Source organism: Microbacterium resistens NBRC 103078 (genome assembly GCF_001552355.1).
Classification (GTDB): domain Bacteria; phylum Actinomycetota; class Actinomycetes; order Actinomycetales; family Microbacteriaceae; genus Microbacterium; species Microbacterium resistens.
Genome location: NZ_BCRA01000051.1, coordinates 26363 through 42684, shown reverse-complemented (window position 1 = coordinate 42684; position 16322 = coordinate 26363). Strand labels below are relative to the sequence as shown.

Genomic DNA, 16322 nt, shown 5'->3' with positions numbered 1-16322 from the left:
AGCTAGGCGTCCGTCACGACCGGTCGTAGTCGGGACGCACCTCGGCGACCGTCTCGAGTTCCTTCTGAAGTCGTGCGTGCAGGTGTCGTCCGTGCTCGATCCAGCCGTCCGGCACCGGCGCGGTCTCGTCTCGGGCTTGCCAGGCGGCGTTCCACTCCTTCAGCGCGGCGGCGAGCTCGCGGCTCAACGGCAGGTCTTCGGCGTCGAGCGCGTACTGCTCGCTGAACGACTCCCAGAGCGGCCACTCTCGACCCCAGCCCGGGAACAGACGGATCACCCGCCGTCCGTCCGGAAGGGTCAGCGGAAGATCTCTGCGTTTCCGGTGCGAGAGCAGCCGGTCCTGCATCTCCGCCCGCATCCGCCACTCGCGGGGCGACGCGGGTCGCGAGTGATAGTCGCCGCCCACCAACCAGATCAGGCCGCGACCGCGGGCGGAGTCATCGACCACCAGGGCGATCGACCACAGTGCGTCGTCACCGGCGAGGGTCATCGCAGACTGCTCGGCCTCCTGGAACGACGCGTCGACCACATCGACAGTGGCCACCGACGACTGAGGACCGCCGAAGACGTAGATCCGATAGCGCGGCTCATACGACTCCCATGATGAGTCCCGCTCGTCGACGGCGATCGCGCGCATCCGACAACGATATTCGAGAAGCCGCGCCCCGCCGAGAGACCTCGACGCCTAGCGGGACGACCCGCGGCTCTTGGTGAGATCCTGAGCGAGCATGACGAGGATGCCGCTCGGGCCTCGCAGATACGTGAGGAGATACACGTCCTGGTAGTTCGCGACGCCGCGCAGTGGATGACACCCGTGGCGCGCGGCGATCGCCAGGGACGCATCGAGGTCGTCGACGCGGAACGCCACCCGATGCATCCCGATCTCGTTCGGCAGGGTGGGCTCGGTCTCGATCGCCTCCGGATGGAGGTACTCGAAAAGCTCGAGCCGACCGTTCCCGTCGGGCGTCTGCAGCATGACGACCTTGGCGTGGTTGCCATCGAGCCCGACGGCCGTGGACGCCCATTCGCCGCTCACCTCGCTGCGGTCCAGAACGGTGAGCCCCAGATCGGTGAAGAAGGAGACGGCCTCGTCCACATCGCGCACCGCGATGCCGACGTTCTCGAAGATGATCGGCATGCGACGGAATGCTACTCCCGCTCGGATCCGTCCGATACGGCGTCCTGGCCACGTCGCCTCAGACGCTCGGCCGCGGGCTACGGGTGCAGGGCGGCGTCCGGCACCGTGCGGCGCCAGGCGTGGAGCGGCACGACGAGCCCGGAACGGGTGGGCGCGCACACGAAGGGGCCGGCCTCGGCCACGAGGTCCGCGGCGAAGGGCACGACCCGCACGAGCCGGGTGGGCTCGCCGACGATGCCCGCGCGCACCGTGATGGCGTCGCCGTCCCGGCTCACCCGGACGAGCACGCGCCGCCCCGTCCACTCCGGCACGGGCGCCAGCGACCAGTCCGATCGGCCGTCCGTGACGACGGCGCCGAGCTGCGCCGCGCCGTCGGCGAACTCCACGCCCGCCTTGATCCAGCGCTCCGCCGAGACCCGCACGAAGATCCCGGCCTGGTCGAACTGCGCGGAGAACGCCGCCGTGAACTCGACCTCCATGGCCGAGCGGTCCGCGAACGGTGCGACGAGGGCGTGCTCGGAATCGTGCACGAAGCCGTACGAGGTCAGCCGCCAGGCGTCGCTGCCCTCCGCCGCCGTGACGTCGATCCCGGCCCCGTCGGAGCCGGCGCGAACGCGAACGGGCGGATGGGTCCAGCGGCCCTCGGACCAGACGACGTCGCTCATGCGACGACGCTATCGCGCTCCTCCGGCGGGCAGCCTCAGCGCGGGTGCCCGGGGCGGCCACGGCCGTCGTCATCGCCGAGGCGCGAGGGCGAAGACGACGAGCTCTACGGGGTATCCCGGACCGGAAGCCCCCTGTTCCTTCGCCCGTCGATACCGTGACGGTGCCCGAGGCCGCCCGCGGCACTCGCCGCCGCACCGCACATCTCGAAGGAGCCGTCGATGAGCATCCGGAAACGCCGTCCCTCCGCCCGCTGGGCGGTGCCCGCACTGGCGGCGACCGCGCTCCTCCTCGCCGGCTGCGGTGGCGGCGCGGCGGCCCACCCCAGCCCCCATGCCGCGTCCTCGACCCCGCACGCGAGCTCCTCGGCGAAGCCGTCCGCCACGAGCGCGGCAGACGACGTCGACGATGACTTCGATGATGACGACGACCTCGACGACGACGACCTCGACGACGATGACCTCGATGACGATGACGACCTCGACGACGACGATCCGGACTTCAAGGACGACGACGATTCGGGCTTCAAGGATGACGACGACCTCAAGGACGACGATCCCGATCTGAAGGACGACGACAGGGGTGACGCGCTGCCTCCCGGCTGCCTGGCGCTGCCCGACGAGCTGGAGGACCTCCTCGACGACGGCTTCACCGTGCCGATCGACGACGTCGCCGGCATGGCCTCTGACGACGGCCTCGGGTACTACCTCGCCGTTCGCCTCGACGACGCGAGCATGGTCGTTCTCTACACCGACGACGATCCGCGCCGCACCCCCTTCACCGCGGAGGTCTACTCCGTCGACGAGCTCGCCCGCTCCCTCTCGACGTTCCCCGCGTCCGAGGACGACCTCCTGGACGATCCCGCGGCCACCCGGATCGTCGGCTGCCTCTGAGCCGTCGTCACTGCGGCCCCGGGGCCACGACGGGGCGGTAGCGTCGTGCCATGGCCCTCTCCGAGCTCACGCAGATGCCCGAGCCGCAGCAGGTGTACGCGCCGGACGGCGTGCGGCTGGCGACCTACACGTGGGGCGAGCCGGATGCGCCGGTCGTGGTCCTCGTGCACGGCTTCGCCTCGCACGCCCGGGACAACTGGGTGCTGACGGGGTGGGTCCGCGATCTGACCCACGCCGGCTACCGCGTCCTCGCCCTGGACCAGCGCGGGCACGGACGCAGCGAGAAGCCGCATGATCCGGCGGGGTACGCGGTCCGAGCGCTGGCGCAGGACGTCGAGGCCGTGATGGACACCTACCTGGTCGACGACGCCTTCTATGTGGGCTACTCGCTCGGCGCGCGCGTGGGGTGGGAGGTCGTCCGCGACCTCCCGCAGCGGATCGGGCGGGCGGTGCTCGGCGGCGTGCCGGACGGGATCCCCCTCGCGCGCCTCGACCTCGGCCAGATCCAGGACTACGCGGAGCACGGCACCCCCGTCCAGGACCGCACGGCGCAGAACTACGTGACGCTCGCGGAACGGGTGAAGGGCAACGACCTGCGCGCGCTCCTCGCCCTCGCCGAGGGCATGCGCCGGTCCGGCACGATCGATCCGGACCCCGCCGACGCCCCGGCGAACCCGATCCTGTTCGCCACCGGCTCCCAGGACGCCATCATCGAGGGGTCCCGCAGCCTCGCCGCGGCCGCGCCGCAGGGCCGGTTCGTGGAGATCCCCGGCCGCAACCACTTCAACGCCCCAGGATCCCGGGACTTCCGCCGGTCCGCCCTGGAGTTCCTCGCGGGCCCGTGACCGCCCCCGTCGCCGCGGATCCGCGCCGCGGCGGATAAAGTTGCTCTCCGACACGCACCTACATCGGGGGGACGACACACATGTCGGTTGGACTGCTCGCCGTCGTCGACGACATCCTGAGCGCCGCGATGAAGGCCTCCGCGAAGGCCGCGGGCGTCGTGATCGACGACGCCGCCGTGACACCCCAGTACGTGCAGGGGATCACTCCGGCCCGCGAGCTGCCGGTCGTCGCGAAGATCGCGCTGGGATCGCTGGCGAACAAGTTCCTCATCATCATCCCCCTGGCGCTGCTGCTGACCGCCTTCGCCCCGTGGGTGCTGCCGTATCTGCTGATCCTCGGCGGCACCTACCTCTGCTTCGAGGGGGCCGAGAAGGTCCTCGAGTGGTTCGGCGTCACGCACGGCCACGGTGAGGAGGGGGCGCGGGACGAGAAGCGGCTCGTGCTCGGCGCCGTGCGGACCGATCTCATCCTCTCGACCGAGATCATGCTCATCTCCCTCGCCGGCCTCGACCCCGACATGGGGATCTGGATGACCCTCGCGGTGCTCGCGGTGATCGCCGTCGTGATGACCGGCGTCGTCTACGGAGCGGTCGCGCTGCTCGTCAAGATCGACGACGTCGGGCTGAAGATGGCGAAGAACCCGGACCGCCGCGTGCGGCACACCGGCACCCGGATCGTCCGTTCGATGCCCGCGGTCTTCCGCGTCATCAGCGTCGTCGGCACCGTCGCGATGCTGTGGGTCGGCGGGCACCTCGTCCTCGCGAACCTCGGCGAGGTCGGGGTCGCGTTCACCGCCGACCTGCTGCACGGGGTGGAGCACGCCCTGGAGCCCCTCGGCGGTTTCGTCGTCTGGCTCGGCGACACCGTCGTCTCCGCGATCGGCGGCATCATCGTCGGCCTCGTCATCGTGGGTGTCGTGCTGCTCATCGGACGCCTGCGCGGCAGGACGCCGACGTTCAGCGAGGGCGGCGAGTCGCCGGCCGCCGCACGGCACTGAGGCCGTGTTCGACAGCCCCCTGTCCGCGTCGGCGTACGAGATCCTCGACGTCGCGCCGACGATCGACGACGAGGGACTCCGTCGCGCCTACCGTCTGCAACTGCGCCGGACCCATCCGGACGCGGGCGGAGATGCGGCCGTCTTCATCCTCGTGCAGCGCGCATGGGAGCTCGTCGGGACGCCGGAGGGCCGCGCCGCCTACGATCGCGGGCACGGCTTCGCCGACGACGCGCCGTGGGGCGGATGGCACGAACCCGACGCGCCCGCCGACACCCGGCCGCGGGCGAAGAGCCATGGAACGGCCGGGGGATGGCATCGCCGAGAGTACCTCGCCCGGGTGGCGGTGTGGGCCGGGGATCCGGCGCCGGCCGATCCGTACGACCCCGCCTTCGTCCGCACGGTCCCGCGGGAGCTGCGACGCCTCCTCGCCGACGCCCTGGCCGAGGAGGACACCGCCCGGACCGTCCGCGATCTCGGCATGGGCTTCACGGCCTGGCACGACGTGGATGCGAGGAGCGAGCGGGATCCGTCCGGGAAGCTCGACCACGTGGTGCTCAGCCCGTCGGGACTCTACGCCGTGTCGTCCGAGGACTTCGGCGGCGTGGTCCGGCTCCGCGGTGGGGAGGTCATCGGCCCGGACGCCGGCGACCGCGCCCCCGTGACGGCGATGCTCGGCCGCATGCGGATCCTCGCCCGCACCGCGCGGGTGAGGTTCGGCGGGGGTGTCGTGGTGGTCCCGGACGACGACCTGGCCCAGGCGGCGGTGCCGCTCGGATCCCTCCGCGGGGTGCCGGTCGTGATCGTGCGCCGCAGCGCCCTGCGCACCGTGCTGCGCTCCGGGGTTCCCGGCGCGCGCGTGATCGGCGGGAACGAGCTGTTCGACATCCGCTCGCGCCTGCAGCAGTCCGTCCGCTTCCTCTGACCCGCCCCCTCCCCCTCCCCTCCCCGGTTTGGGGTCCTCCTCGGGATTTCGGGGCGCGCCCTGGGGCACGTTTCCCCCATACGGCGCCCCAAACCCCGCCGGCACGACGGCGGGAGGGCGCGGGGGGAAATAACGGGGCGAAGAACGGGGGCGCGGGATGACGCGGATTAGCGTGGCCGGATGCGGATCGGATCCATCGACGTCCAGCCCCTGTTCGACGGCGTGGGACGCGAGCACGCGGGCGAGATCATCTCCCGGTTCTCGAACGCCGAGGCGTGGCGGTGCCACCCCGAGGTCTTCGGGCACGACGGCGCCTGGGAGTTCCCGGTCGGCGGCTTCCTCGTGCGCACCGGCGACCGTGTCATCGTCGTGGACACCGGCGTCGGTCCGATGGACGACGGCCGATACCGGGGCGGAGACCTGCCCGAGCATCTTCGCCGCCAGGGCGTGGCACCCGAGGAGGTCACGGACGTCCTGTTCACTCACCTGCACTTCGACCACATCGGCTGGGCGAGCGTCGACGGCACAACGGTCTTCCCCCGGGCCGTCCACCGCGTCCACGAGGCCGACTGGGCGCACTTCGTCGACGGTCCGACGGCGGTCGACGCCGCTCGGGAGAAGCTCGATCCCGTCCGGGAACGGCTGGAGCTCTTCTCGGAGGACACGGTGCTCGCCCCCGGCGTGGATGCCCGATGGACTCCTGGGCACACGCCCGGCAGCACCGTGTTCGTGCTGTCCTCCGGCACGGAGCGCGCCCTGCTGCTGGGCGACGTGGTGCATGCCACGGTGCAGTTCGCCGAGCGGGACTGGACCGTGGTCTGGGACGTGGATCCCCAGCGCGCGTCCGCGCAGCGGAACCGCATCGCGGACGACGCCGCCCGCGACGGCGACATCCTCGTCGCCGCGCACTTCCCCGACTTGCGCTTCGGCCGGATCCTCGCATCCGGCGGATCCCGCCGTTTCGCAGCGATCTGACGACAACCCGCTCCCCGCTTTCGGGGCGCGTTCCGGGGGTTGGGGGCCGTGTCCGGGGCACTTCGCCCCCGAAGCGCGCCCCGAACTCCCGACCGACGCGGGCTCAGGTGCCGAGGACCGTCGGGACGTACTCGAGGAGCTGGCTGCGCCCGTCGAAGGTCCGGGACTCCACGAGGTCCAGGCGGACGTCGGGATAGCCGTCGAAGATCCGCTCCTGCCCTGTCGCGCCCGTGATGACGGGGAAGATGACGACGCGGTAGCGGTCGGCGAGCCCGGCACGGAGGAGGGATCGGCACAGCGACACGCTGCCGAGCGTGCGCAGCGGCCGATCCGACTCCTCCTTCAACCTGCGCACGAACGCCACGGCGTCCTCCCTCACGAGGGTCGAGTTCGCCCAGGTCAGCGGCTCGTCCAGGGTCGAGGAGAACACGTACTTCGGCACGGCGTCGAGGCTGTCCACACCCTCCTCCCCGGAGGCGGCGAACCCCGACATGACCCGGTAGGTGTTGGCTCCCATGAGGATCGGATGGTCCTTGTCCGGGAGCCCGTCGAGCCAGCCGAGGTACTCGGGGCCCTCCAGGCCCCACCATCCCGGCCATCCCTCGGCGGCGCCGTATCCGTCGAGGGAGATGATGAAGTCGATCGTGAGGGGCTGCATGCCGTTCTCCTTCGCGCCCGGCGCGCGTCGTCGCCCGCCGTCTCGGGTCCTCCCCTGCGCCGGAGCCTACGCATCGCCGCCGGCCGACGGAACCCCTCCCGCCCCTCCCCGTGCTTCCCCCGCGCTTCCCCGGTTTGGGGTCCTCCTCGGGGGCTCGGGGCCCGCCCCGGGGCGCATTCCCCCCATACGGCGCCCCAAACGCTCGGAACGGGCCCTGGAATTCGAGTCGCGGCGCGGCCTCACCCGGTCGCGAAGAGGTCTCGGATCGGGACGGCGAGCACGTCCTCGATCCCGGCGGCCATCCGCACCAGCGCGACGTCCTGCCGAGCCCGCGCCAGGAGCTGGACCCCGATGGGCGTCCCCTCCGCGCTCCACCCCGCGGGGATGGAGATCCCCGGGATCCCGAGCGGAGTGAAGAGGTAGGCCGCCTGCATCCACTCCAGATAGTCGCCCTGGGGCACGCCGGCGACCTCGTGCACCCAATCCTGTTCGACCGGGAAGGGAGGCACCTGCGCGGTCGGGGCGAGGACCAGGTCGTAGCCGTCGAAGAACGACTCCGCGGCGCGGAGCAGGCGCGTGGTCTCGGCATAGGCGCGGGCGACGTCCGCCGCCGTGCGCGCCTGCCCGCGACGCACCTCGTCGAGGAGGAAGTCGGGCAGCCTCTCGGGCGCCGTTCGGGCGATACCCTCCAGCGCCGCCGCGGCCTCCGACTGCCGGATCGTGCGGAACGCCTCGTCCGCCCCGTCCAGATCGGGGCAGTCGGCCTCGATCACCGCGCCCGCGTCGTCCAACCGCGCGGCCACCCGGTCGAGCACGGCCCGCACCTCGTCGTCGACGGGGATCCGGCCGCCGAGGGTCGGGGCGTAGGCGACGCGGAGCCCTCCGGCGCCGATCGGGCGGACGTCCTCCAGCGCGGAGCCGGTCAGGTCGACGCCTCGCGGCTCGGCGCCGTACGACCCCGCCTCCGCGCGCAGCAGCAGGGCGAGATCACGCACGTCCCGCGCCATGGGGCCCGTCGTGATCAGCGGGTTGAAGGCGTTGGGCGCGTCACGCGTCGGGATCACGCCCGGCGTCGGCCGCAACCCGACCACCCCGCAGAACGACGCCGGGTTGCGCAGGGATCCGCCCATGTCGCTGCCGTCCGCGAGGGGCACGAGGTGGGCGGCCAGCGCAGCGGCCGCCCCTCCGCTCGAACCCCCCGCGCTCCGGTCGAGCGCGTGCGGGTTCCTCGTCGCCCCGAACAGAGCATTGACGGTGTGCGACCCGGCGGCGAAGGCCGGCGTATTGGACTTGCCGACCAGGACGGCGCCCGCGTCGCGGATGCGCGCCACCTGCAGGTCGTCCGCATCGGGCACGTTATCGGCGAACCCGGTGTACCCGAGCGTGGTACGCATCCCCTTCGTCCGGGCGAGGTCCTTGATCGCGACGGGCAGGCCCCTCAACACCCCCTCCTGCCCGCCGCGATCAAGCTCTTCCGCACGGGACAGCGCGCCCTCGTGGTCGACCGTGACCAGGGCGTTGACCGCGGGATTGACCCGATCGATCCGGTCGAGGTGCGCCTCGACGATCTCTCGGACGCTCACCGCCCCCACCCGGATCCGCCGGGCCTGCTCTCGCGCGCTGAGTCGGACGATCTCATCCGACGCCCGTGCGTCCATGCTCGCTCCCGCCGCCCGTTACCGGTCGGTCTCGACCGAGGCGTAGACCGGCGACAGCGACAGCGCGTGCCAGATGAACGGACGATTCACCCGGATGAACCCGAGCGGGCAGTGCCGCACGCCCGCCGGCACGTAAATCGAGCCCGAGGTCGTGAACGTGCGCCGCTCTCCCTCGATCTCCACGTACAGCTCCGCGCCGAGGTCGTGCGGATCGTCCGGGTCGCTGCCGGTCCACATCAGGATCTCGTCGTAGTCGTGGACGTGCTCGTCGACCCAATGCGTCTCCTCGTCGATCTCGGTGACCCACGCGTAGGTCAGGTGCACCTTCGCGTCGGGATAGCTCTGGGTGCTGATGAGCTCGCCCACGCTGTGCAGGTTCCTCGGCCGTTCGCTCGCGTCGGCGGCGGGCTCGTTCGACCAGGAGAAGTTGTACATCGGGATCTCGAGGTTCAGCAGATCATCGATGAGTGCCATGTGCGGTGTTCCTTTCGTGTGGGAATGCTCGGTGCGGGACGGTCAGGCGTCGGTGCGGGTCGCGTGGTAGTTCGGCGCCAGCGACAGCGCGTGCCACAGGAAGGGGCGATCCACGCGGATGAACCCCAGGGGGCAGTGCCGAACTCCGGCGGGGATGTAGATCGACCCGGACTTCGTGAAACTGCGGCGCTCGCCCTCGATCTCGATGTAGATCTCGGCGCCGAGCTCGTGCGGGTTCTCGGGGTCGTTGCCCTTCCACATGAGGATCTCGTCATAGTCGTGAACGTGCTCGGAGGACCACTGGATCGGATCCTCCTGCTCGGTGATCCACGCGTAGGTCATGTGGACCTTCGACTCCGGGTAGGTCTGCGTGCTGATGAGCTCGCCCACGCTCTTGATGTTCTTCGGGCGCTCCCGGTCGCCGTAATCGGCTTCGGCGTAGGAGCCCCAGGAGAAGGGGTACATCGGGATGTCGCGGGTAAGCAGGTCGTCGATGAGGGCCATGGTTCTTTCCTTGTCGTCGTTGGGTCGGGGATGGTTCGTATGGGCTGTTCGTCGGGGCTCCTGGCGATCACACCGCCCGGGGAAGGGGGGATCCGACCGCCTCTTCGGGCAGGTCGAGCGTGTTCTCCAGCAGGGAGCGGGTGTACGGGTGCACGGGTGCGGTCAGCACGGCGTCCGTGGCACCGCGCTCGACGATCGTCCCCTCGTTCATCACGAGCACGTCGTCGGCGATGCTGCGCACCACGCCCAGATCATGCGTGACGAACAGCGCCGCCAGTCCCTCGTCGATGAGACCGCGCAGCAGCTCGATGACCGAGGCCTGCACGGAGACGTCCAGCGCCGAGGTCACCTCGTCGCACAGCAGGACGGTCGGCTCCGCGATGAGCGCGCGGGCGATGGCGACCCGCTGCCGCTGCCCTCCGGACAGATCCGCCGGGTACTGGTGCGCCGTCGTCGCCGCCAACTCCACCCGATCCAGCGCCGCGCGGATCCGGGCCCTGCGCTCGCGGGGCCCCATCCCGCGCGGCAGGGCCGCAGCGAGGCTGCGCTCGACGTTCCGACGCGGATTGAGCGACGCGTACGGGTTCTGGAAGACGTACTGGAGGCGGTGTCGTACCTCGGGGGCGCGGCGCCCGGCGTCCCAGGGGACGGCGGCGCCGTCGAGCACGAGCGACCCGCGCACCTCGCGGTGGAGGCCGATCAGACACCGCGAGAGGGTGCTCTTGCCGCTTCCGGACTCCCCCACCACCGCGACGCAGCGCCCGGGGACCAGGGTGAACGACAGATCGTGCAGCACTTCACGGTCGCCGTACGAGGCGACAAGGTCCGCCACCTCCAGCGCGCGGGGAGCGGACTGGAGATCGTGCTCTCTGCGCTCGGCCACCGCGGGAGCGGCCGCGGAACCGGCGACACCGGGCCGGACGCAGCGGACGAGGTGCGCCGGGGTGGACTCTCGAAGCAGCGGCACGGTCGCGCAGTCGGGAGTGGCGAACGCGCAGCGGGCGCGGAACACGCACCCCCCACCGGTCTCGCCCGGGCGAGGCGCACGCCCGGGGATCGGGCGCAACTGCATCCGGGACCGCGTGCTCGGCACCGCGTCCAGCAGAGCCCGCGTATAGGGGTGCTGTGGATCCGCCAGCACCCGCTGCGCTGCGGCGCGCTCCACCGTCTGACCGCCGTACATCACCATGATCTGGTCGGCGACCTCCGCCACCACGGCCAGGTCGTGACTGACGTAGATCGCCGCGATGGCGTGGCTCTCGCAAAGACGGGAGACCAACGAGAGCACCCGCGCCTGGGTGGCCACGTCCAGACCGGTCGTCGGCTCGTCGAGCACGATCGCGCGGGGACGCGCGATCACCGCCATCGCGATGGCGATGCGCTGCTGCTGTCCCCCCGACATCTCGGCGGGGCGACGCCGGAGAAAGGCGTCGTCGTCGGGGAGCCCGACGTCGCGCAGCACCTCGCGGATCCGCTCGATCCGGTCTCCGTTCGCGCCGCCGAGCGCTTCGCCCAGCTGCGTGCGGATGCTCAGCGCCGGATTGAGCGCGGTCCCCGGATCCTGTGCCACGTAGGCGATCGACCGCCCCCGCGCCCGCCGCAGGATCGCGGGCTCCATCTGGAGCAGGTCTTCGCCGTCGATGCGCACCGCGCCGGCGGCGATCCGCGCGCCGTGCCGAGCGTAGCCCAGCAGCGCCAGCGCCAGCGTGCTCTTGCCTGACCCGGACTCGCCGACGATGCCGAGCACCTCACCGGGCTCCAGAGCGAAGGAGACGTCCTCCACCAGGGCCGCGTCGTCGCTCTCCCGGACGACCGTGAGGCCGTTCACCTCCAGGGCCAGCATCAGTGTCCTCCTTCGGTTCGCGCCGTGACGCGCGCGGCGCCTTCCGCCACGAGGTTCAAGGCCACGGTCAGCAGGATGATCATCGCCATCGGCGCGATCACGGCGAGCGGCTGCGTCGACAGGCCGTTGAAGTTCTCGCTCACCATCAGTCCCCAGTCCGCGGCGGGCGCCTGGATGCCGTAACCGAGGAAGCTCATCGACGAGAGCGTCCCGACGGCCCACGTAAGCCGGATGCCGAACTCGATGAACAACGGCGAGGTCACATTCGGCAGGAGCTCGCGGAAGATGATGATCGCGCCGGGTGTGCCGTTCGCACGCGCCCACAGCACGTACTCGCGGTCGATGAGGCTCAGGGTCATGCCGCGCATGATCCGTGCCTGCCCCGGGGTGAGGCCGAGCGCGACGAGCAGCACGAGCAGCCACGGCTCGGGACCGATCATCGCGACGAACAGCAGCGTGAGCAGCAGGCCCGGGAACGCGAGCACGACGTCGAGCACGCGGGCGGCGATCACATCCGTCCAGGAGCCGAAGTACGCCGCCACCATCCCGATGGCGGTTCCCCCCACGGTGGCCAGGAGTGCCGCCAGCGGTGCCATCCACGCGAGGTAGATGCCTCCGGCGAGCACGCGCGAGAAGACGTCGCGACCGAGCTTGTCCGTGCCGAGCAGCGCCTCGGGGTTGGGCGCGGCGTACGGCCCGCCGACCGTGTCGGTGATGCTGTGCGGTGCCACCAGCCCGCCGAACACGGCGATGGCCGCCACGACGAGCAGCAGGATCGCCCCGGTGAGGATCTGTCCCGAGGCCAGGTACCGGCGCAGTGCCGCCCGCCCGGCCCGCACCGGCGAGCCATCCGGCTCACCGAGGACGCCGTCGGCGGGGACGACACTCGCTTCTGTGGCGTCGATGGCGGTCATCGGCGGGCCCTCCGTCCGCGGGACAGGGTGTCTGAGATCGTGTTGAGCACGTAGTACGCCGTCGCGATCACGAGGACGACCGCCTGGATCGCGGGCACGTCCCGGGTCCGCACGGCGTCGATGAGCATCGTGCCGACCCCGGTGTAGCCGAACAGGAACTCGACGACGACCACGCCCCCGATGATCGCCGCGGCCACGAGCGTCACAGCGGGGATGATGGGGGCCAGGGCGTTGGGGAGGGCGTGGCGGAACAGCACTGTGGATCCCGGGAGCCCCTTGAGCCGCGCGGTCTGGATGTACTCGCTGCCGAGGACGTCGATGAACGAGATCCGGACGAGCCGCCCGAGATAGGCGACCCCGGTCACGCAGATGGTGGCCACCGGCAGGATGAGCACGATCGGGTTGTCCAACGGCGTGGTGCCCGGGGGCACGATCGACACCGCCGGCAAAAGGTGCAGAACCGTCGTGGAGAAGAACGCCACCAGCACCATGCCGATGATGAACTCCGGGGTCGCGTTGGCGAACATCGAGGCCCCGAGGAAGATCCGGTCGTACACGCTGTCGCGGTAGCGCGCGGCGAGGACGCCGAGCAGGAGCGCGACGGGCAGCATCACCAGCAGCGCGGTTCCCGCGACGATGAGCGAGTTCGCCAGTCGCGCGCCCAGGATCTCTGCGACGGGCTGCTGCGTGGCGCTGGCCAGCGACACGCCGAAGTCGCCGCGGAGCACGCCCCCGATCCAGGAGAGGTACTGCTCCCAGACCGGCCGGTCCAGGCCCATCTGGGTGCGCAGCCGCGCAACCTGGTCCGCGGACGCCTCGGTGCCGAGGATCACCCGGGCGACGTCCCCGGGCATCGCCTGGGTGACGAGGAAGATCAGCGCCGAGACGAGCGCCAGCGTGAAGACGCCTTTGCCGACGACGAGCGCAACGGCGCCGACGGGGCGTCCGAGGGACCGCCGCCCGGATTCCCGGGCGGCGATCACTGCGGTCATCGGTGCGGCCACCTCACTTGCTCACCGTCACGCCGCCGAAAAGGTAGCTGGAGCGGCTGTAGAGATCCGGCTGCAGCCCGGTGACGGTGTCGCGGTGGGCTACGAGGGTCTGCGGCCAGGCGGGGATGATGCTGCCCTGGTACTCGTAGTCGATCGTCTGCATCGCGTTCACAGTGGAGCAGCGCTCGGCCTCATCGGTCGTGGACACGAGCGTCGTGTACAGCGAGGTGTAGTCCGCGTTGTCGAAATGCGTCGAGTTGTTGCTCTGCTCGGGAAGGTAGTAGTTCGCCGAGACGCTGGCGTAGTTTCCGCCGATGATGCCCATGAACGCGGGCCACTCGCCCCACTTCGCCAGGAAGGAGGCGTTGTCGAGTTTGTTGATCGTGACGGTCACGCCGGCTTCCGCGGCGTCTTGGGCGAACAGCTGCGCGCTCTCCATCATCCCGCCGTATCCCCCGTCCGTGGTGAGCTCGAAGGAGAGATCCGGATGCCCGGCCTCGGCGAGCAGCTTCTTCGCTGCTTCGACGTCGTACGTCCGCTGCGCCACGTCCGGAGCGGGGCATCCGGCGCCCGGTCCGAACCAGTCGTTGCCGACATCGGCGTAGCCGCCGTAGGCGTTGGTCACGATCTTGTCCCGATCCACGAGCAGCTTCAGCGCCTGCACGACCCGCGGGTCGTCGAACGGAGCGGTGTCGACGCGAAAGGAGATGGTCGGCGCCTGGTTGCTCTCGCTCGTAAGGATGGTGATCCCGCCGGCGCTCTCCAAGGACGGTACGTCCGTGAAGGGCACGGAGGCGGCGACGTCGATCTGACCGCCGCGGAGGGCGTTCGTGATCGCCTCCTGGCTCGCGAAGTACTGGATCGTCAGGTTCTCGAACCCGGGCTTGGTCCCCCAGTAGTCGTCGAAGCGGACGAGCTTGGCCTGCTCGTTGGCGGTGAAGGAGTCGACCGTGAATGCTCCGGTCCCGACGGGCTCATCGCCGTCCCAGTGCGCCATCAGCAGGCGCAGGTTGGCGAAGATGTCCGGCAGCAGCGCGAAGGACGACGTCAGCCCGATAGTGAGCGTGAGGTCGTCCACCTTCGTGAGCCTGTTCTTGTCGACGAACGGGATGAGCTTCGCCCCCGGGAGCTTGGGATCGGAGTCCAACAGCCGCGTGAGGCTCTCGATGACGTCGTCCGAGGTGAAGGTACCTCCGTCGTGCAGGGCGATGTCCGGACGCAGCTTCACGGTCCACTCGGTCGCGTCCGCGTTGGGCGTCATCGACTCCGCCAGCGCCATCACGGTGGTTCCGTCCGGCTTCGACGCGGTGAGCGTGTCGTAGAGCTCGTAGTGCAGCATCTGCGTGGACGTGGAGCTCGTCATCGACCACGGCGAGAGGTCATCGCTGGCCGTACCGATGACGCCGTAGACCAGGGTGCCGTCGGCGGTAGGGGCGCCGCCCGATGCGGTCTGCGCGGCGGGGGAACAGGCGGTCAGTCCGAGGAGGACTGAGGCGGATGCGGCGACTGCGGCGAGCCGCCGGCGAGAGGTGTTCATGTGGTCTCGTCTCAGTGGGCGCGGAGAGTGCAGGGTGGTGCCGGTTGTCTCCGTCGACCAGCCGGCTCCGCCAGACTGCCCGCCCTATCGCGGCGATCACACGTGTCGAGTCGCAAATGGCACGCCAGATCAATCCAAAGGCGCGCTGTGTCAATCTCGGCCGTTCGGGGGACGAACGAACTCGCGCCGCCTCCGTCGGCCTCGACGCCATACGATCGGACCGGTCGGACGACCGGAAATGCATGTCAGCTGGCAGTCAGCGAGCCCGCCGGCGCCTGCCTTTCGCGGCGGAAGGCCATCGGCGTCAGTCCGGTATGCCCCTTGATCGCCCGCGAGAACGACGCCGGATCGGCGAACCCCCACCTCGCCCCGATGGCTGCAGCGGTCAGATCGGCGAGGCCAGGATCCACCAGCTCGCGACACGCAGCGTCGAGGCGCTTGGTGCGGATCAGGCTCGCAACGGACACCCCGTGATCGTGGAACAGCGCATGCAGGCGTCGCATCGAGAGGAAATGCGCGGCGGCGAGGGAGGACGGATCCAAATCGGCATCCGCGAGATGCGACTCGATGTAGGTCAGGATCCTGTGGAACGTGGCAGTCTTGCCTGCCGGCGTCGGCGTGCGATCCAACAGATGCGCGATCATCGCGGTCCCGATCAGACGGGAGATGTCATGGCTCATCCGCGCGCCGACCGCCGTGTGCAGCAATCCGAGGTTGTTGGTGAGCTGCATGAGGAACGGCACCACCAGCGTCCCTGTGCCGCGGGACCCTGGGATCCGCACGCCCGTGAGCTGCTGCACGTCGCGCGGGAGGACGTCGATCGCGTCCGCAGGCATCATCAGTACGAGGGAACGCGCCTCGTCCTCGAAGGCGACAGAGAAGGGGCGGCTCGTCTCGTAGACCGCGAAATCGCCCGGATTCAGCGTGGCTCGGCGATCGTCCTGCGTCACCACGCCGGTGCCGGTGAGCATCACATTCACCTTGAGGTAGGAGCGTCGGGATTCGCGCACGTGCTGCCAGGTGTGGCTCGCCTCGTGGGTGGTCGCGGCGATGTCGGACACCGTGAGCGTCGGGGTCGCCGCCCGTCGCGTACGGCATCGGAATCGCGCCGGATCCCGTGAGGTCACGCTCATCGGGACGAAGTCCTGGTTGAGCAGCGACTCGAAGCGGGCGAAGTCGAACTCCTCGAAGGCTCCGACGGCTCCGTCTCCTGGCATGGCCACCCGTCCCCTCGCCTCCTCCGGGGAGGAGCGGCGCCTCGGTGCGCCGTCCCACGAGTATGGGATGCCAGGCGGATGCTGTCAACGA

Annotated in this window: 17 protein-coding genes; 5 read left to right on the top strand and 12 right to left on the bottom strand. The window is 70.5% G+C overall.

Annotated elements, in window-relative coordinates; translation table 11 throughout:
- Positions 1–13: 13 nt before the first annotated feature.
- From MR1_RS09930 to MR1_RS09920, 3 genes are all read right to left on the bottom strand, one after another.
- Positions 14–637 (bottom strand): hypothetical protein, encoded by a 624-nt coding sequence (locus MR1_RS09930; RefSeq protein WP_067245695.1) that lies wholly within the window; start codon positions 635–637, stop codon positions 14–16.
- A gap of 48 nt (positions 638–685) precedes the next feature.
- The gene (locus MR1_RS09925) at positions 686–1138 is read right to left on the bottom strand and encodes a VOC family protein (RefSeq protein WP_067245692.1); all 453 of its coding nucleotides are present in this window, start codon (positions 1136–1138) and stop codon (positions 686–688) included.
- Positions 1139–1215: 77 nt separating this feature from the next.
- A complete protein-coding gene (locus MR1_RS09920) occupies positions 1216–1803 on the bottom strand; it encodes a DUF1349 domain-containing protein (RefSeq protein WP_067245689.1) in 588 nt (195 codons plus the stop codon).
- 219 nt (positions 1804–2022) lie between these two features.
- On the opposite strand from MR1_RS09920, the gene MR1_RS19345 reads away from it, so the two are divergent.
- The 5 genes from MR1_RS19345 (at position 2023) to MR1_RS09895 (ending at position 6434) form a co-directional block, all read left to right on the top strand.
- Entirely contained in the window at positions 2023–2694 is a 672-nt protein-coding gene (locus MR1_RS19345) for a hypothetical protein (RefSeq protein ID WP_084344513.1), read from the top strand.
- A gap of 50 nt (positions 2695–2744) precedes the next feature.
- Positions 2745–3539 carry an alpha/beta fold hydrolase gene (locus MR1_RS09910; protein WP_067245686.1) on the top strand — a complete coding sequence of 265 codons (795 nt, stop codon included), beginning with the start codon at positions 2745–2747 and terminating at the stop codon, positions 3537–3539.
- Between the two features lie 80 nt (positions 3540–3619).
- Positions 3620–4537 (top strand): DUF808 family protein, encoded by a 918-nt coding sequence (locus tag MR1_RS09905; protein ID WP_067245683.1) that lies wholly within the window; start codon positions 3620–3622, stop codon positions 4535–4537.
- A gap of 4 nt (positions 4538–4541) precedes the next feature.
- Entirely contained in the window at positions 4542–5459 is a 918-nt protein-coding gene (locus tag MR1_RS09900) for a J domain-containing protein (RefSeq protein WP_067245680.1), read from the top strand.
- Between the two features lie 180 nt (positions 5460–5639).
- Positions 5640–6434, top strand: a complete 795-nt coding sequence (locus MR1_RS09895; RefSeq protein ID WP_067245677.1) for an MBL fold metallo-hydrolase — start codon at positions 5640–5642, stop codon at positions 6432–6434.
- Between the two features lie 103 nt (positions 6435–6537).
- On the opposite strand, the gene MR1_RS09890 is transcribed toward MR1_RS09895, so the two are convergent.
- The 9 genes from MR1_RS09890 to MR1_RS09850 all read right to left on the bottom strand — a co-directional run bounded on the left by MR1_RS09890 (position 6538) and on the right by MR1_RS09850 (position 16231).
- Positions 6538–7092 carry a dihydrofolate reductase family protein gene (locus tag MR1_RS09890; RefSeq protein WP_067245674.1) on the bottom strand — a complete coding sequence of 185 codons (555 nt, stop codon included), beginning with the start codon at positions 7090–7092 and terminating at the stop codon, positions 6538–6540.
- 239 nt (positions 7093–7331) lie between these two features.
- Positions 7332–8750: an amidase gene (locus MR1_RS09885; protein WP_067245671.1), complete on the bottom strand. Its 1419-nt coding sequence runs from the start codon at positions 8748–8750 to the stop codon at positions 7332–7334.
- Between the two features lie 18 nt (positions 8751–8768).
- Positions 8769–9224, bottom strand: a complete 456-nt coding sequence (locus MR1_RS09880) for a hypothetical protein (protein WP_067245667.1) — start codon at positions 9222–9224, stop codon at positions 8769–8771.
- Between the two features lie 42 nt (positions 9225–9266).
- Positions 9267–9728: a hypothetical protein gene (locus MR1_RS09875; RefSeq protein ID WP_067245663.1), complete on the bottom strand. Its 462-nt coding sequence runs from the start codon at positions 9726–9728 to the stop codon at positions 9267–9269.
- 67 nt (positions 9729–9795) lie between these two features.
- Complete coding sequence (locus MR1_RS09870; protein WP_067245660.1) at positions 9796–11571, bottom strand: dipeptide ABC transporter ATP-binding protein; 1776 nt, start codon at positions 11569–11571, stop codon at positions 9796–9798.
- Positions 11571–12485 (bottom strand): ABC transporter permease, encoded by a 915-nt coding sequence (locus MR1_RS09865; protein ID WP_084344512.1) that lies wholly within the window; start codon positions 12483–12485, stop codon positions 11571–11573. Before MR1_RS09865 ends, MR1_RS09870 begins: the two co-directional genes overlap by 1 nt.
- Positions 12482–13477: an ABC transporter permease gene (locus MR1_RS09860; RefSeq protein WP_084344511.1), complete on the bottom strand. Its 996-nt coding sequence runs from the start codon at positions 13475–13477 to the stop codon at positions 12482–12484. The genes MR1_RS09865 and MR1_RS09860 overlap by 4 nt, the downstream gene beginning before the upstream one ends.
- A gap of 13 nt (positions 13478–13490) precedes the next feature.
- On the bottom strand, positions 13491–15014 hold the full coding sequence (locus MR1_RS09855) for an ABC transporter substrate-binding protein (RefSeq protein ID WP_067245657.1): 1524 nt from the start codon (positions 15012–15014) through the stop codon (positions 13491–13493).
- Positions 15015–15259: 245 nt separating this feature from the next.
- Positions 15260–16231, bottom strand: a complete 972-nt coding sequence (locus MR1_RS09850) for an AraC-like ligand-binding domain-containing protein (protein ID WP_067245654.1) — start codon at positions 16229–16231, stop codon at positions 15260–15262.
- Positions 16232–16322: the final 91 nt, after the last annotated feature.

Bases quoted from the DNA above. Each gene is read 5' to 3' on its own strand.
- MR1_RS09880 (WP_067245667.1), bottom strand. From the start codon at position 9,224: ATGGCACTCATCGATGATCTGCTGAACCTCGAGATCCCGATGTACAAC.
- MR1_RS19345 (WP_084344513.1), top strand. From the start codon at position 2,023: ATGAGCATCCGGAAACGCCGTCCCTCCGCCCGCTGGGCGGTGCCCGCA.
- MR1_RS09850 (WP_067245654.1), bottom strand. From the start codon at position 16,231: ATGCCAGGAGACGGAGCCGTCGGAGCCTTCGAGGAGTTCGACTTCGCC.
- MR1_RS09895 (WP_067245677.1), top strand. From the start codon at position 5,640: ATGCGGATCGGATCCATCGACGTCCAGCCCCTGTTCGACGGCGTGGGA.
- MR1_RS09925 (WP_067245692.1), bottom strand. From the start codon at position 1,138: ATGCCGATCATCTTCGAGAACGTCGGCATCGCGGTGCGCGATGTGGAC.
- MR1_RS09910 (WP_067245686.1), top strand. From the start codon at position 2,745: ATGGCCCTCTCCGAGCTCACGCAGATGCCCGAGCCGCAGCAGGTGTAC.
- MR1_RS09870 (WP_067245660.1), bottom strand. From the start codon at position 11,571: ATGCTGGCCCTGGAGGTGAACGGCCTCACGGTCGTCCGGGAGAGCGAC.
- MR1_RS09890 (WP_067245674.1), bottom strand. From the start codon at position 7,092: ATGCAGCCCCTCACGATCGACTTCATCATCTCCCTCGACGGATACGGC.
- MR1_RS09865 (WP_084344512.1), bottom strand. From the start codon at position 12,485: ATGACCGCCATCGACGCCACAGAAGCGAGTGTCGTCCCCGCCGACGGC.
- MR1_RS09875 (WP_067245663.1), bottom strand. From the start codon at position 9,728: ATGGCCCTCATCGACGACCTGCTTACCCGCGACATCCCGATGTACCCC.
- MR1_RS09860 (WP_084344511.1), bottom strand. From the start codon at position 13,477: ATGACCGCAGTGATCGCCGCCCGGGAATCCGGGCGGCGGTCCCTCGGA.
- MR1_RS09905 (WP_067245683.1), top strand. From the start codon at position 3,620: ATGTCGGTTGGACTGCTCGCCGTCGTCGACGACATCCTGAGCGCCGCG.
- MR1_RS09855 (WP_067245657.1), bottom strand. From the start codon at position 15,014: ATGAACACCTCTCGCCGGCGGCTCGCCGCAGTCGCCGCATCCGCCTCA.
- MR1_RS09920 (WP_067245689.1), bottom strand. From the start codon at position 1,803: ATGAGCGACGTCGTCTGGTCCGAGGGCCGCTGGACCCATCCGCCCGTT.
- MR1_RS09885 (WP_067245671.1), bottom strand. From the start codon at position 8,750: ATGGACGCACGGGCGTCGGATGAGATCGTCCGACTCAGCGCGCGAGAG.
- MR1_RS09930 (WP_067245695.1), bottom strand. From the start codon at position 637: ATGCGCGCGATCGCCGTCGACGAGCGGGACTCATCATGGGAGTCGTAT.